The following is a 15858-nucleotide window of genomic DNA, read 5'->3' as shown; positions in this document are numbered from 1 at the left end:
AGTGTGGGAAAGAACATGGTTCAGGCGCAGTATTTGTTATCATTTTGTTTATTGGGAGTGAAATTCATTGTCTTTACGTGAAGAAGCATTGCATATGCACCGCATTAACAAAGGTAAACTAGAATCAAAGTCCAAAATTCCTGTTCGAAACGCAGAGGATTTAAGCCTTGCTTATTCCCCTGGTGTAGCAGAACCTTGCAAAGAAATATATGATGATGTAAACAATGTATATGAATATACGATGAAAGGAAATATGGTAGCTGTTGTATCTGATGGCACTGCCGTATTGGGCTTGGGCAATATAGGTCCTGAAGCTGCTCTGCCAGTAATGGAAGGGAAAGCTGTCCTTTTTAAAAGTTTTGCCGGCGTAGATGCATTCCCAATTTGTTTAAACACGACAGATGTGGACAAAATTATAGAAACTGTTAAATTGCTAGAACCTACTTTTGGAGGCGTTAATTTAGAAGATATTGCGGCTCCTAACTGTTTTGAAATTGAAGAGCGGTTGAAAAAGGAAACAAATATCCCGGTTTTTCATGATGATCAGCATGGGACGGCTATTGTTACGGTAGCGGGCCTTCTTAATGCCCTGAAGCTGACAGGAAGAAAAATGTCACAAATCAAAGTGGTAGCGAATGGAGCAGGAGCTGCTGGCATTGCTATTATTAAATTATTATACAGCTATGGAGTGCGCGATATCATTATGTGTGATTCCAAAGGAACGATTTATGACAAGCGTCCTCACGGCATGAACCGTATAAAAGATGAAGTTGCAGCCTATACAAATCGAAGCAAAGTAGAAGGTACGTTAGCTGATGCGTTAGAAGAAGCGGACGTATTTATTGGAGTTTCGGTTGAAGGAGCACTCACACCGGAGATGATTGGAAAGATGAATCCAGATCCAATCATTTTTGCAATGGCAAATCCGGTGCCTGAAATTATGCCAGAAGAAGCTAAAAAAGCTGGCGCGAAAGTAATCGGCACTGGACGTTCTGATTTTCCTAATCAAGTGAACAATGTCTTAGCGTTTCCGGGGATATTCCGAGGTGCACTAGATGTACGTGCTACTCATATTAATGAAAAAATGAAAATGGCTGCAGTTGAGGCCATTGCTAATTTAATTACGGAAGAGGACTTGAATACAGACTATGTGATTCCAGGTCCATTTGATGCACGAGTGGCTCCGGCAGTAGCCGCCGCTGTTGCAAAAGCAGCTATGGAAACAGGCGTTGCCCGAATAAAAGTAAAGCCAGAAGCCGTAGCTGAAAATACACGTCGCTTAGCGATTATTGAATAAGGTTACATCAACTGTTCTTTGACAGGCATGATGCTTCAAGCATGCCTGTTAAAGTAATGTAAAGTGAGTGGTAGTAAACTTGAAGAATGAACGTTCAAAAGTATATGTAGAAATTCTAAAACAAATTCGCCAGCTAATGGAAGACGATCGTTTAACTACGGGGGATAAAATCCCGTCAGAACGAGAGCTTTCTGAACGGTTAGGCGCAGGACGTTCTTCCGTTCGAGAAGCGCTCAGAGCGTTAGAGCTAATTGGGTTGATTGAAACTAGAAGAGGTGAAGGTACGTTTATTAAAGAAGTAGGGGATCATCAATTTATTGATTTATTAGCTACTTTTTTAGTACAAGACGGTAAAACAAAATCAGATTTAATTCAGACGAGATATATTCTTGAAAAGAGCTGTTTGTATTTTGTTTTAGCGGAACAGGACGAAATCAATGTTTCGAAAGCAATTCAAAAGCAGAATGACGATTGTTTGAAGAACTTGTTTGACTATTTGTTTTCTTTGCAGCCTAATCGGCTATTACACCGAATCTGGCTGATTATTTGCCGCTTTTCTCAAACTTTTCAACAAAACTCAGCGCCAAGCGACACTCTGATAAGTGAATTAGTAGAGGCGTTAGCTAAAAAAGATGAAGCAGCTGTATTAAATCTTCACCATCAGTGCTACAAACAAGTGTGAAAGAAGGAATTTGTCGAAAGAGACATGCCATCTTTCTACACAAAATCAAACAGTCATCTAGTAAAGTAAATAGCAACTAATAAAGTGAAGCGAACAATTCGTCCAATTTTTGTCTATCCGTCACTTGATTTGTATTTGAGGCGGATTTTCACAACTTGTAAATAGTAGAAGAAGAGGAAGAATAAAGGTTCTTATGATAAAGAAAAGAACCAAAAGGAGGTTACACCTTGTTACGAGATTTATTTACAAAAAACACAAAAACTCCAAAAAAACGAAAATATGCTACGATTCCTTCTGAGCATATGAGACAAGATGTACCTGAAGGAATTATGACCAAATGTAAAAAGTGTAAAAAAATAATGTATACGAAAGAGTTAAATAAAAACTTAAAAGTATGCTTAAACTGTGGATATCATCATCAAATGACAGCACCAGAGCGCATCGAAAGCTTAATCGACAGCGGAACGTTTGTTGAATACGACAAAGATATGACGTCAGAAAATCCTCTTGGGTTCCCTGATTATCTTGAAAAGCTCGAAAAAGATCGTGAGAAAACTAATTTGAGTGAAGCGATTGTTACGGGTGAAGGAGATATTGAAGGCATTAAAGTAGTAGTTGCTGTTATGGATTCACACTTCCGTATGGGAAGCATGGGCTCTGTAGTCGGCGAGAAAATTACTCGCGCCATTGAAAAAGCGAAGGAAATGCATGTTCCATTCCTTATTTTCACAGCTTCAGGCGGTGCACGTATGCAAGAAGGTGTTCTGAGCTTGATGCAAATGGCTAAAACTAGCGCAGCTCTTAAAATGTTCAGTGATGAAGGCGGCTTAATCATTTCGATTATGACACATCCTACCACAGGAGGCGTGTCAGCAAGCTTTGCTTCGTTAGGTGATTATAATTTAGCCGAGCCGGGCGCGTTAATTGGCTTTGCTGGAAGACGTATTATTGAACAAACAATTAGAGAAGAGCTTCCAGAAGATTTTCAGACGTCGGAATTTCTGTTGAAGCATGGTCAGCTAGACGGAGTTATTGACCGTCATGATTTAAAAGAAACGTTAACAACTATTTTAGATATACACGTAGCAGGAGGTGACATCGAGTGGTAAGCGAATTAGAATTTGAACGTCCAATTGTTGAGTTGCGAAACAAGATTGCAGAGCTTAAAGAGTTTGCTAAAAATACAGAAGTGGATTTATCTAGCGAAATTGATAAGTTAGAAAATCGCTTAGAAAAAGTAGAAAACGATATTTACAATCATCTAAGCCCATGGAACCGTGTTCAAATTGCTCGTCATCCTGAGCGTCCTACAACACTCGATTATATTTCTCGCTTGTTTACAAACTTTTTAGAGTGTCATGGAGACCGCTTTTATGGAGATGATGAAGCAATCGTAGGAGGAATTGCCAAGTTTAATGGCGTGCCTGTTACCGTGATTGGACATCAGAGAGGTAAAGATACGAAAGAAAATATTCGCCGTAATTTTGGTATGCCTCATCCTGAAGGCTACCGTAAAGCACTGCGTCTAATGAAGCAAGCGGAGAAATTTAACCGCCCAATTATTTGCTTTATTGATACAAAAGGAGCTTATCCAGGGAAAGCGGCAGAAGAGCGCGGACAAAGCGAAGCTATTGCGAAAAATCTTTTCGAAATGGCTGGCTTAACTGTACCTGTTATTTGCATTGTAATTGGAGAAGGAGGAAGCGGAGGAGCCTTGGCATTAGGTTTAGGAAATCACCTTCATATGCTTGAGAACTCGACGTATTCAGTTATTTCTCCAGAAGGAGCGGCAGCCATTCTTTGGAAAGATTCTTCTCTTGCGAAAAAAGCTGCTGAAACGATGAAGATTACAGCACCAGATTTGAAAGAACTGGGTATTGTAGATGAAATGGTTTCAGAGGTAAAAGGCGGAGCTCACCGAGATATCGATGCACAAGCTGGATACATGGAGGGCATTATCAAGAAATCATTAAAAGAGCTGATGAATTTATCAAAAGAAGAGCTAGTGGAAGAGCGTTATTTAAAATACAAAAAAATCGGACAATTTGCAGCTGAAAACGATGCCATTACTATAAAATAAAGAAACGTGCACTCTTGAAAAATAAGGGTGCGCGTTTTTGTGCGCTTTGTATAGCCCTTCTCTATTGTGTTTACAAGTTCTTCGTGGTATTTTATAGACAGCAAAAACCTTTAAGTAAAAGTAGAAAATGAGTGTTTTTAAAAAATTTCCTATGGTTACTAGCAGCTGTGCGAGCGTTTGTCTTTTCTCTAAAACGTGAGATATATAAGACAAATCAGGCAGCAAGTATTGCTGTATGAATTGCAGGGAATAGTAAAACAAGAAGCAAACGATGAAGAAATTCATCGTTAAAGTGCTGTTTATTTGTTTGCTATTTGATTCAGCGCTACGTAGGTATTTCATAAGTTACACGTAAAGCAAGGTGAACAAGTCAGGGCAACAAAATATTTGTTCATAGCCTGCTAGTACAAGGTTAGTAAAAGAAATAGCTATTTGCCCTATCTAAAGAGTAAATAGTAAATATATAGGAGGAAATTTGAATGCGTAAAACTAAAATTGTATGTACTATTGGACCAGCGAGTGAAAGTGTAGAAAAATTAGTTGAACTAATTAACTCAGGCTTAAACGTTTGTCGTCTAAACTTCTCTCACGGTGACTTTGAAGAGCACGGTGCACGTATTGTTAACATTCGTGAAGCTGCGAAACAAACAGGTAAAACAGTAGGTATCTTACTTGATACAAAAGGACCTGAAATTCGTACAAATACAATGGAAAATGGTGCAATTGAGTTAGAAGAAGGCTCTGAAATCATTGTTTCTATGACAGAAGTAGTGGGAACAACTGAAAAATTCTCAATTACATATCCAGGTCTAATCAATGACGTACACGTAGGATCAAAAATCCTTTTAGATGACGGTTTAATCGGTCTTGAAGTACTAGACATCAATAAAACTGATGGTGAAATCAAAACAAAAGTACTTAACCCTGGTACATTAAAAAATAAAAAAGGTGTAAACGTGCCAAACGTAAGTGTAAACCTTCCTGGTATCACTGAAAAAGATGCAAGCGATATTGTATTCGGTATCGAACAAGGCATTGATTTTATCGCTGCTTCTTTTGTGCGTCGCGCATCTGATGTATTAGAAATTCGTGAACTACTAGAAAAACACAATGCAGCTCACATTCAAATCATCTCAAAAATCGAAAACCAAGAAGGCGTAGATAACATCAAGGAAATTCTTGAAGTTTCAGACGGTTTAATGGTTGCTCGTGGTGACTTAGGAGTAGAAATTCCTGCTGAAGAAGTACCATTAGTACAAAAAGATCTAATCAAACAATGTAATGCGCTTGGCAAACCAGTTATTACAGCTACACAAATGCTTGATTCAATGCAACGCAACCCGCGCCCGACTCGTGCGGAAGCAAGTGACGTTGCCAATGCTATCTTTGATGGTACAGATGCAATTATGTTATCTGGTGAAACAGCTGCAGGTTCTTACCCAGTTGAAGCTGTACAAACAATGCATTCAATCGCTTCTCGTGCTGAGCAAGCTCTAAACTACTCTGAGATTTTACAACAGCGCAGCAAGCAAGTTGGCCCATCTATTACAGATGCAATTGGACAATCTGTTGTACACACAGCGCTTAACTTAAACGCTAGTGCAATCGTAGCGCCAACAGAAAGTGGTTATACAGCGAAAATCGTTTCTAAATATCGTCCGCAATCTCCAATCGTAGCTGTTGCAGCAAACGATTCTGTTGCACGTCGTCTGTCTCTAGTATGGGGTGTTACACCAGTTGTTGGTGAGCGCGTAAATACAATTGACGATATGTTAGATCACGCTGTAAATGACGCAGTGAAAACAGGCGTTGTAGCACACGGCGACTTAGTGGTTATTACAGCTGGTGTTCCAGTTGGAGAATCAGGTGCAACGAACTTAATGAAAGTTCAAGTTGTAGGTGACGTTCTTGCTAAAGGACAAGGAATTGGTCGTAAAGCAGCAGTTGGTAAAGTAGTTATTGCTAAAACTGCTGAAGAAGCAAATGCAAAAATGACTGAAGGTGCTATCCTTGTTACAAACAGCACAGATCGCGATATGATCAGTGCAATCGAAAAAGCTGGAGCTCTTATTACAGAAGAAGGCGGTCTAACAAGCCATGCAGCTGTAGTAGGGTTAAACTTAAGCATTCCTGTCATTGTAGGCGTAGAAAACGCAACAAGCGTATTCTCAGAAGATCAAGATATTACAGTTGATGCTTCACGTGGTGTCGTATACAACGGACACGCAAGCGTACTGTAAGAACACGTAGATGATAGAAAAAAGAGAAGGGTAATCCTTCTCTTTTTGTTTAGGCAATTCAATAAGCGAAGAGGTGATGATGGTGAGGAAGCTTCTTCCGCTCCTTCTTATTGTACCTGCTGTTGAGGTAATGATTTTGATTTATTCAAGTCATCTCATTGGTGTAATGTCAACATTTTTACTGATTATTGCTACCAGTTTTATGGGTGCGTTTCTAGCGAAAAAACAAGGAACATCTCTTTTTCAAAAGGCACAGCGTCAGATGAGCCAGGGACATGTTCCAAGCGGTGAAATCCTTGATGGTATGTGTGTACTATTTGGCGGGCTGTTTCTGCTGTTTCCAGGCTTCTTGACAGATGTTGTAGGCTTTATCTTTTTACTGCCGTTTACACGCAGAATCGTTAAGCCTTTTCTTTTAACGTGGCTAAGAAGATTTTTTCAAGGACGTAATCGAATGACGATTATTCGTTAACTAGAAAGTGTGTGAAAGAAGCTTCTTTCACACACTTTTTCATTTTCCTATAATAAATTGCCACGTTTCTTTAAAAACCCCCGTTGTATGAAGTGTTTTTAGAATAACAAGAATAACAGGGCCAACTATTAATCCGAAAAATCCAATCAATTGATATCCTACAAATAAAGCAATTAATGTAGCGAGAGGATCAAGACCAATGCTTGATGACAAAATTTTTGGTTCCATAATTTGTCGCTGCACAAGTACTACAGCATATAGTACCGAAAGCCCTACAGCAAATGACACGTTATCTGTGGCAAAGGCATAAATCATCCAAGGAACAAAAACCAGTCCTGTTCCGAGGTAAGGAAGAATATCTACTAAGCCAATCAATAAAGCGACTGTAATAGCATAATCAACCCTAAGAACAAGTAAACCAAAAAGAACGATGATTGTGGTAATCGAAATAAGCGTAAGCTGGGCTTTAATAAAACCAAACAGTGCATTTTTAAGCTCCACAACAACTGTCTGTCCATTTTCCCTTACTTTTTTAGGAATAAACACGCTGCTTTTAGCCATCAGCTTGTACCAATCTTTACTAATAAAAAAAGTAGCCAGTAATGAAAAAATAATCACAGTAGCTGCATTAGGCAATACGGATAAAAGTACTGGGATGCTTTGCAATACATTTTGCAAAAAATCGCCCACCGTTTGAGCGATATGGTTGCCTACCCCTTTAATGTTCGATAAAATAGTTGCTTGCTGACCGGTATTTAAGTTATTAAACATAGAAGTAATGCGTTCATAAAACGGAAGTATTTGTTCTGTAGCAATATTTTCAATAAATATGACCACTTCTTTGAAATTTGTGGGAACAACTTTCGCTAAATACGTACTTCCTGCAATGATTTCTGTGATAAGTAACGTAATAAGTCCGGCTAAAAGAGAGAAGATAAGAACCATTGACAGTAAAACAGCTAAGTAGCGGGGTAAGCGCAGCTTCAATTCAAATAGATTAACCATAGGATTTATAAAAAAAGCGATGCAGCAGGCGATAATAAATGGATATATGAGAGAAGAGACATAATAACTAAGAAATATAGATGCTGCAATAATTGTCAACACACAAGCTAAGCGAAATAGTCGATGTAAATGAAGCTTGTACACAATAAATAGAGGCCTCCTTGTAAACGATAGTCAACAAAAGAAAAAGCTACTCATAAAATATTTACGTAATACGCTTTAGATTTATCACAATAAAAAAAGAAAGGATGAGTAAAATGTTCTCACAACCCATGCTTTTTTTAGCTGTTTTACTCGTAATTGGATTAGTGGCTAAAAATCAATCATTAATCATTGCAGTTGCATTTTTACTTATTTTAAAATTAATCGGGTTAGACGGTAAGGTTTTTCCGTTTCTACAATCAAAAGGAATTAATATTGGAGTAACGGTTATTACAATTGCCGTTCTTGTGCCAATTGCAACAGGAGACATAGGATTCAAACAATTAGGAGAGGCCGTGAAATCTTCTTATGCCTGGATTGCTCTAGGAGCCGGAATTGCTGTGGCAATTATTGCTAAATATGGACTTACACTCTTGGAAGATGATCCGCATATTACGACCGCTTTAGTTTTTGGCACAATTCTTGCTGTGGCGCTGTTTCAAGGGGTAGCAGTAGGTCCGTTAATCGGTGCTGGAATCGCTTATTTATTTATGAAATTAACTGAACTTTTTTCGTAGAAATTTTTGTATAATAATAATTTTTTTAAAATTTCTTCTCTCTTTTGATTCACAAAAGTCAGATAATTGTTTATAATATATTTTGAGGCCGCATCTTTTTACATACAATTGTATGTTTTACCTATAGGGCTGTAACAAAGCAATGACACATGCAGATGTTTTGATTTTGTGTGTTATTGAAACAAATGGAAATGTAAGCATTTTCTTTACGTGGGGTGAAGAAATGTTCTTCCAAGATATATATTCAAAAGAGGCGCTTCGTATATCATTTAATGTCTAGTTGAGCAGAGGCTCAATTTTGTTTTTCACGTTTTACACAGAAAGGTATGGGGAATTTTTTCTGTAAAGGAGTGGAGATTTATGACAGCAACTCGAGGTCTAGAAGGGGTAGTCGCTACAACGTCAGCAGTAAGTTCAATTATTGATGACACTTTAACATATCAAGGCTACAATATTGATGATTTAGCGAATTATGCAACATTTGAAGAAGTGGTGTATTTACTATGGCACGGAAAATTACCTAACAAAGAAGAATTATCTGTGTTTTCTAGATTACTAGCAGAAAACGCTAAATTACCCCAAGAAGTCTTAGAGCATTTCAAAACTTATCCAATTAAAGATGTTCATCCAATGGCAGCTTTAAGAACAGTCGTATCACTATTGGGGTTGTACGATCCTGAAGCTGATTTAATGGATGAAGAAGCAAATTATCGCAAAGCTGTTCGTTTGCAAGCACAATTACCAACGGTGGTAACGGCTTTTTCAAGAGTCCGTAACGGATTAGAGCCAATTGAACCAAACGAAAACTATAGCATTGCCGCTAACTTTTTATATATGTTAACCGGCGAAGAGCCAACTGATATCCAAGTAGAGGCATTTGATAAAGCACTTGTCTTACACGCTGACCATGAGCTAAATGCTTCAACTTTTACAGCTCGTGTCTGTGTGGCAACGTTATCCGATATTTATTCAGGAATTACAGCCGCTATTGGAGCGTTAAAGGGTCCTCTTCACGGGGGAGCGAATGAAGCTGTTATGAAAATGTTGTCTGACATTCAAACAGTTGAAAACGCGGAACCTTATATTCGCGAAAAGCTCGCGAAAAAAGAAAAGATTATGGGATTTGGACATCGTGTGTATCAGCAGGGTGATCCTCGTGCCAAGCACTTGAAAGAAATGTCTGAAAAACTTACCAAACAAGCAGGAGATACAACGCTATACGATATGTCAGTGAAAATTGAAGAGATCGTAACAGGCGAGAAAAAGCTTCCGCCAAACGTTGATTTCTATTCAGCTTCTGTATACCACAGCTTAGGGATTGATCACGATCTATTTACTCCGATCTTTGCCGTAAGCCGCGTATCAGGATGGATTGCTCACATTTTAGAGCAGTATTCAAACAATCGTTTGATTCGTCCAAGAGCTGATTATATCGGTCCTGGAAAACAAACGTACATTCCGCTTGAAGAGCGCAGCTAAACAATGTGACGAAGGTGCTCACGTTCGTTGAGCACTTTTCCATAAGTGAAAGTAGACAAATTTTTTAAGGAGGTCATTCTCATGACAAAAGGTGAACAAATTTCTGTAGCAAACGGCGTATTAAACGTACCAAATAACCCAATCATTCCATTTATCGAAGGTGACGGAATTGGTCCGGATATCTGGGCAGCAGCTTCTCGCGTATTAGAAGCAGCGGTTGCAAAAGCATACAATGGTGAAAAAGAAATCGTTTGGAAAGAAGTATTAGCAGGTGAAAAAGCATTTAATCAAACTGGCGAATGGTTACCGGAAGAAACGTTAGATGCAATTCGCGAATACATAATTGCAATCAAAGGACCATTAACAACACCAGTAGGCGGTGGAATTCGTTCTCTAAACGTGGCATTGCGTCAAGAATTAGACTTATTCACATGCTTACGTCCTGTTCGCTACTTTGACGGCGTACCTTCTCCAATTAAGCGCCCTGAAGATACAGATATGGTTATCTTCCGTGAAAATACTGAAGATATTTATGCTGGTATTGAATATGCGAAGGGTTCTGAAGAAGTACAAAAGCTTGTTTCATTCCTACAAACGGAATTAGGCGTAAATAAAATCCGTTTCCCTGAAACTTCTGGATTAGGTATTAAGCCTATTTCTTCTGAAGGAACAGAGCGTCTTGTGCGTGCAGCAATCAACTATGCAATTGAACAAGGCCGCAAGTCTGTTACGCTTGTACACAAAGGTAACATTATGAAATATACAGAAGGCGCATTTAAAAATTGGGGCTATGAGCTAGCTGAAAAAGAATTCGGCGATAAAGTATTTACTTGGGCTCAATATGACCGCATCGTTGAAAAAGAAGGTGCACAGGCTGCAAACAAAGCTCAAGCAGAAGCGGAAGCAGCAGGAAAAATTATTGTAAAAGATTCAATTGCAGATATCTTCTTACAACAAATTTTAACTCGTCCACGTGAATTCGATGTAGTAGCAACAATGAATTTAAATGGAGATTACATTTCAGATGCATTAGCAGCACAAGTTGGTGGTATCGGAATTGCTCCAGGGGCAAATATCAACTACGAAACTGGACATGCTATCTTTGAAGCAACTCACGGTACAGCACCTAAATATGCTGGTTTAGATAAAGTAAACCCATCTTCTGTATTATTATCAGGTGTGTTAATGCTTGAACACCTTGGATGGAATGAAGCAGCGGATTTAATCATGAAATCAATGGAAAAAACAATTGCTTCAAAAGTAGTAACATATGATTTCGCACGTTTAATGGACGGCGCAACAGAAGTGAAGTGTTCAGAGTTTGCTGATGAATTAATTAGCAATCTAGGAAAACAAGTAACAGTTTAATAGCTATTCATTTAGGGGAGGAATTATAATGGCAAATATGCGTAAAAAAGTATCTGTTATCGGAGCGGGCTTTACAGGAGCTACAACTGCTTTTTTAATTGGTCAAAAAGAATTAGCTGATGTTGTATTAGTTGATATTCCGCAATTAGAAAATCCAGCTAAAGGTAAAGCGCTGGATATGTTAGAAGCAAGTCCTGTACAAGGCTTTGACGCTAACATTACAGGAACAGCCAACTACGAAGACACAGCTGATTCTGACATTGTCATTATTACAGCTGGTATCGCGCGCAAGCCAGGTATGAGTCGCGATGATTTAGTAACAACGAACCAAAAAATCATGAAGTCTGTTACTCAAGAAGTTGTTAAATACTCGCCAAACTGTCACATCATCGTGTTGACAAACCCGGTAGATGCTATGACGTATACAGTATTTAAAGAATCTGGTTTTCCTAAAAACCGCGTAATCGGTCAATCAGGCGTATTAGATTCTGCACGTTTCCGTACGTTCGTAGCGCAGGAGTTAAACATTTCAGTAAAAGATATCACAGGTTTTGTACTTGGTGGACATGGCGACGATATGGTACCTCTTGTACGCTACTCATATGCTGGCGGTATTCCTCTTGAAACGCTTATTCCAAAAGCGCGTCTTGAAGCAATTGTTGAAAGAACACGCAAAGGCGGCGGCGAGATCGTTAACTTATTAGGTAACGGAAGTGCATACTACGCGCCTGCTGCTTCCTTAGTGGAAATGACAGAAGCGATCTTAAAAGATCAGCGTCGTATTTTACCAGCGATTGCTTACCTAGAGGGTGAATATGGTTATAACGGCATCTACTTAGGTGTTCCAACCGTATTAGGAGCTGCAGGAATTGAGCAGGTAATTGAATTAGAGCTGACTGATTCTGAAAAAGCTGCGTTAGATCAATCAGCAAAATCAGTTAAAACTGTCATGGGTGTATTAGCTTAATACAATAAAATAGGTTTGAGTATAGGTTTTTATCAATATTCAAACAATAGTCACAAGGAAAATTCGAGGGAAACCTCGAATTTTTCTTGTATATAAAGAAAAGCTATTACTTTATACAAAAGGTGGAATGATGATGGTATTAGGTAAAAAACAAAAAATAGGCCGAAGTATTGAAGATATAAAAGTTGGAGAAAAATTAACGCTAACGGAACGAATTGAAGATAAGGATATCTTATTGTACTTAGGGCTGACAAATGATTCTAACCCTTTATACATTCAGCATGATTACGCATCTCAGACCCCTTTTAAAAAACCTATTGTGCCAAGTATTATGATTACCGGTATTATGACAGCAGCCATTTCAAAGTATTTGCCCGGACCTGGAAGCCACGTTGCAGAACATACGGTAGCCTTCCCCAAAAAGATTCATCATTATAGCACGATTGAATTTTTATTTGAAGTGACAGAGGTAGATGTTTCTTCTAGAACTGTTACGGTTGAGGTGGAAGCGGTCAATGAGCAAAAAGAGAAAGTAGTAACGGCGCGGTTTCTTGTGTATCCGCCGTTTAGACTTCCATCAGTAGAGACACACGACTTTGAAAATTTTTAAAACGCCTTAAATATTTATAAATATAGAAGAAACTGTTTGATCATATTTTCTGAAAATGTTGAAATGTATTGGAGAACGAGGCTAAAACATTGTATGATAAGAGAAGATAAATAGAAAATAATATCATTTGGATGAAGCTGCGGTTTAATTTAACTAGATGGAGGCTTATATCGTTAATATGAGTAAGAAATTATTAGTCGTAGATGATGAACAATCAATTTCAACATTATTACAATATAATTTACAACAAGCTGGCTTTACAGTAGAAACAGCTGAAGACGGGGAAGAAGGATACAACAAGGCACTAGAAGGAAAACCGGATTTAATTGTGTTAGACTTGATGCTTCCTAAGATGGATGGAATTGAAGTTTGTAAAAAGCTTCGTCAGCAAAAAGTGATGACGCCTATTTTAATGTTAACTGCAAAAGACGATGAGTTTGACAAAGTATTAGGGCTAGAGCTTGGCGCAGATGACTACATGACGAAACCATTTAGCCCTCGAGAAGTAGTAGCACGTGTAAAAGCCATTTTACGCAGAACACAAATCATTGCTCAGGAAAATGAACAAGAGGAAGATGGCGAGCGCATCATGATCGGTGATTTAAAAATTCTTCCAGATCATTATGAGGCCTACTTTAATCAAGAGCAGCTTGAGCTTACTCCAAAAGAATTTGAGTTGTTATTATATTTGGCAAAATACAAAGGACGGGTATTAACTCGTGATCAGCTGCTAAGTGCAGTGTGGAATTATGATTTTGCCGGAGATACGCGAATTGTAGATGTGCACATCAGCCATTTGCGTGAGAAAATTGAACACAATACGCGAAAACCTGTTTATATAAAAACGATTAGAGGATTAGGATATAAGCTGGAGGAACCAAAGGTAGATGAATAAATTTCGTTCAAGGCTACTTTTGGCTCTATTAGTACTTATTATTATTGTATTAGTAGGTCTTGGCCTGCTGCTGGGACAGTTGTTTAAAAACTTTTATTTTCAGACGTTTCAAGAGCGAATGGAAAAAGAGGCAAAGCTTGTAGAAATGTACATTAGCGAAGAAGGTATCACAAGTCCTGCTTTAAAATCTAAAGTTGATCAAATCAGCCATTCGTTAAGTGTAAGAACGACTATCGTTCAAAAAGACGGAAAAATATTAATTGACTCAAATCCAGGCAGCAAGCAGCAAAGAATCGAAAAAAGTATCGTAATCCAACAAGTATTAAAAAAGCAGTTAAACAGTAAAAAAAGCTTTGATCAAATTAAAGAAGATTATGACTTATATTACTATGGTATCCCGCTGATTATAGAAGGTAAGCAAGAGGGATTTGTTGTGCTAAGTACATCATTTGATTCATTAAAACAAGTAAATCAGCAAATTTGGGGCCTTCTTATTGGAAGCTTAGGTCTAGCTTTGATTGTGATTTTACTCTTAGGTGTAAAGATTATGGGACGCTATACCCGTCCTATTGAATCGGCAACCAAGGTGGCTATGGAACTTGCAAAAGGGAATTATAAAGCTCGTACATATGAAGATTATGTAGATGAAACAGGGATGCTGAGTCAGTCTATTAACGCACTTGCTCGTAATCTGCAAGAGTCTATCACTAATCAAGAAATGCAGCAGGACAGGCTGCGCACGCTAATTGAAAATATGGGAAGCGGCATGCTTCTTATCGATAGTCGAGGCTATATAAACTTAGTGAATCGAGCTTATAAAGAGCAGTTTCATATACATCCGGATGACTTCCTTTATCATTTGTATTACGAGGTATTTGAGCATAAAGAAATCATTAAGCTTGTGGAAAAAATATTTATGACGGAAGTAAAGGTTCGAAAACAAGTGGTTCTGCCTTTAAATATTGAACGAAGATATTTTGATGTTTATGGAGCGCCGATTATTGGCTTAAATGATGAATGGAAAGGGATTGTGCTTGTTTTCCATGATATTACCGAGCTAAAAAAACTAGAACAAGTTCGCCGTGACTTTGTAGCGAATGTGTCTCATGAACTAAAAACTCCTATTACGTCTATAAAAGGGTTTAGTGAGACATTGTTAGACGGTGCCATGGAAGATCCACAGCTGCGCCAGCAGTTTCTATCTATCATTTTAACGGAAAGTCAGCGCATGGAGAGCTTGATTCAAGATCTTTTAGATTTGTCTAAAGTTGAACAGCAAGGCTTTAAACTAAGCATTCATTCAGTAGATTTGAATACGCTTCTTTACGAAGTGACGACAGTGCTATCAAACCGAGCAACTGAAAAAGAAATCACGCTAACGTTAGATACGCTTCCTGAAGAAGCGTGGATTGATGGTGACAGTCAGCGCCTTATGCAAGTGTTTGTTAACTTAATCGGCAATGCGCTCATGTATACAATGCCTGGAGGAACTGTTCACGTTTCGCTTGAAGAGGAAGAAGAAACGATTACGGTTCATGTTCAAGATACAGGTATCGGTATTGATTCTGATGAAATTTCACGTATTTTTGAGCGCTTTTACCGAGTAGATAAGGCAAGAAGCCGTAATTCCGGAGGAACAGGTCTTGGATTAGCAATTGTTAAACATCTTGTTGAAGCTCATAGAGGGGAAATTGAAGTGAAAAGTGAAGTCAATAAAGGGACAACTTTTTCAGTGAAGCTGCACAAGTATTTGCTGCAGATGTAAAATGTTTACGTTCCTTTTACAATTTATTTAATGTAGCTTAATAATTAATTGATACAATTTTTCATGGAAACCCCTTCATCCAAGGAGCCAATGTGTAAGGCGAAAATAGCTTTAACCGTGCTATTTTCGCCGATTCTTTTTGACAATTTCTATCCATTCACATGTTACACCGCCTAAAATAACTAGGCGGTGTTTTTATTTTATGATGTACAGATCTTATCACCACATGAAAATAAAACGTTGAACTCAAGATTACTTTTTGTCCTTAAAGCTTATTGT

General features: G+C 38.3%; 14 protein-coding genes. 13 read left to right on the top strand and 1 reads right to left on the bottom strand.

Annotated elements, in window-relative coordinates:
* Positions 1–67 precede the first annotated feature (67 nt).
* The 6 genes from ystJ (at position 68) to LAV82_RS05580 (ending at position 6771) form a co-directional block, all read left to right on the top strand.
* Positions 68–1297, top strand: coding sequence for an NADP-dependent malic enzyme (gene ystJ, locus LAV82_RS05605; protein WP_013059453.1), 1230 nt, complete (start codon positions 68–70; stop codon positions 1295–1297).
* A gap of 79 nt (positions 1298–1376) precedes the next feature.
* The gene (locus tag LAV82_RS05600) at positions 1377–1979 is read left to right on the top strand and encodes a FadR/GntR family transcriptional regulator (protein WP_029320009.1); all 603 of its coding nucleotides are present in this window, start codon (positions 1377–1379) and stop codon (positions 1977–1979) included.
* A 227-nt stretch (positions 1980–2206) separates the two neighbouring features.
* Positions 2207–3088 (top strand): acetyl-CoA carboxylase, carboxyltransferase subunit beta, encoded by an 882-nt coding sequence (accD, locus tag LAV82_RS05595; RefSeq protein WP_013059451.1) that lies wholly within the window; start codon positions 2207–2209, stop codon positions 3086–3088.
* Entirely contained in the window at positions 3082–4059 is a 978-nt protein-coding gene (gene accA, locus LAV82_RS05590; RefSeq protein WP_013059450.1) for an acetyl-CoA carboxylase carboxyl transferase subunit alpha, read from the top strand. The genes accD and accA overlap by 7 nt, the downstream gene beginning before the upstream one ends.
* Before the next feature lie 479 nt (positions 4060–4538).
* Positions 4539–6299 (top strand): pyruvate kinase, encoded by a 1761-nt coding sequence (pyk, locus tag LAV82_RS05585; protein WP_499715717.1) that lies wholly within the window; start codon positions 4539–4541, stop codon positions 6297–6299.
* A gap of 79 nt (positions 6300–6378) precedes the next feature.
* Complete coding sequence (locus LAV82_RS05580; protein WP_035438703.1) at positions 6379–6771, top strand: FxsA family protein; 393 nt, start codon at positions 6379–6381, stop codon at positions 6769–6771.
* Positions 6772–6810: 39 nt separating this feature from the next.
* Here the strand turns inward: LAV82_RS05580 and ytvI are convergent, their stop codons facing one another.
* Positions 6811–7920 carry a sporulation integral membrane protein YtvI gene (ytvI, locus tag LAV82_RS05575; RefSeq protein WP_013059447.1) on the bottom strand — a complete coding sequence of 370 codons (1110 nt, stop codon included), beginning with the start codon at positions 7918–7920 and terminating at the stop codon, positions 6811–6813.
* A 113-nt stretch (positions 7921–8033) separates the two neighbouring features.
* On the opposite strand from ytvI, the gene LAV82_RS05570 reads away from it, so the two are divergent.
* The 7 genes from LAV82_RS05570 (at position 8034) to pnpS (ending at position 15579) form a co-directional block, all read left to right on the top strand.
* Positions 8034–8495 (top strand): DUF441 domain-containing protein, encoded by a 462-nt coding sequence (locus LAV82_RS05570; RefSeq protein WP_013059446.1) that lies wholly within the window; start codon positions 8034–8036, stop codon positions 8493–8495.
* Positions 8496–8855: 360 nt separating this feature from the next.
* On the top strand, positions 8856–9974 hold the full coding sequence (citZ, locus tag LAV82_RS05565; RefSeq protein ID WP_013059445.1) for a citrate synthase: 1119 nt from the start codon (positions 8856–8858) through the stop codon (positions 9972–9974).
* Between the two features lie 75 nt (positions 9975–10049).
* Entirely contained in the window at positions 10050–11342 is a 1293-nt protein-coding gene (gene icd / locus LAV82_RS05560) for an NADP-dependent isocitrate dehydrogenase (RefSeq protein ID WP_255255780.1), read from the top strand.
* Positions 11343–11370: 28 nt separating this feature from the next.
* On the top strand, positions 11371–12309 hold the full coding sequence (gene mdh, locus LAV82_RS05555) for a malate dehydrogenase (RefSeq protein ID WP_013059443.1): 939 nt from the start codon (positions 11371–11373) through the stop codon (positions 12307–12309).
* 133 nt (positions 12310–12442) lie between these two features.
* On the top strand, positions 12443–12919 hold the full coding sequence (locus LAV82_RS05550; RefSeq protein ID WP_029320018.1) for a MaoC family dehydratase: 477 nt from the start codon (positions 12443–12445) through the stop codon (positions 12917–12919).
* Positions 12920–13097: 178 nt separating this feature from the next.
* The gene (locus tag LAV82_RS05545; RefSeq protein WP_013085192.1) at positions 13098–13814 is read left to right on the top strand and encodes a response regulator transcription factor; all 717 of its coding nucleotides are present in this window, start codon (positions 13098–13100) and stop codon (positions 13812–13814) included.
* Positions 13807–15579, top strand: coding sequence for a two-component system histidine kinase PnpS (gene pnpS / locus LAV82_RS05540; protein ID WP_499715716.1), 1773 nt, complete (start codon positions 13807–13809; stop codon positions 15577–15579). The genes LAV82_RS05545 and pnpS overlap by 8 nt, the downstream gene beginning before the upstream one ends.
* Positions 15580–15858: the final 279 nt, after the last annotated feature.

Source organism: Bacillus sp. ILBB4 (assembly GCF_035064545.1).
Classification (GTDB): Bacteria; Bacillota; Bacilli; order Bacillales; family Bacillaceae_H; genus Priestia.
This window is presented reverse-complemented; position numbering and strand designations above follow the sequence as displayed.

What these genes read in the sequence shown, in the direction of transcription:
- pyk (WP_499715717.1), top strand. Translation starts at nt 4,539, where the DNA reads ATGCGTAAAACTAAAATTGTATGTACTATTGGACCAGCGAGTGAAAGT.
- LAV82_RS05580 (WP_035438703.1), top strand. Translation starts at nt 6,379, where the DNA reads ATGGTGAGGAAGCTTCTTCCGCTCCTTCTTATTGTACCTGCTGTTGAG.
- LAV82_RS05570 (WP_013059446.1), top strand. Translation starts at nt 8,034, where the DNA reads ATGTTCTCACAACCCATGCTTTTTTTAGCTGTTTTACTCGTAATTGGA.
- citZ (WP_013059445.1), top strand. Translation starts at nt 8,856, where the DNA reads ATGACAGCAACTCGAGGTCTAGAAGGGGTAGTCGCTACAACGTCAGCA.
- mdh (WP_013059443.1), top strand. Translation starts at nt 11,371, where the DNA reads ATGGCAAATATGCGTAAAAAAGTATCTGTTATCGGAGCGGGCTTTACA.
- LAV82_RS05550 (WP_029320018.1), top strand. Translation starts at nt 12,443, where the DNA reads ATGGTATTAGGTAAAAAACAAAAAATAGGCCGAAGTATTGAAGATATA.
- LAV82_RS05545 (WP_013085192.1), top strand. Translation starts at nt 13,098, where the DNA reads ATGAGTAAGAAATTATTAGTCGTAGATGATGAACAATCAATTTCAACA.
- pnpS (WP_499715716.1), top strand. Translation starts at nt 13,807, where the DNA reads ATGAATAAATTTCGTTCAAGGCTACTTTTGGCTCTATTAGTACTTATT.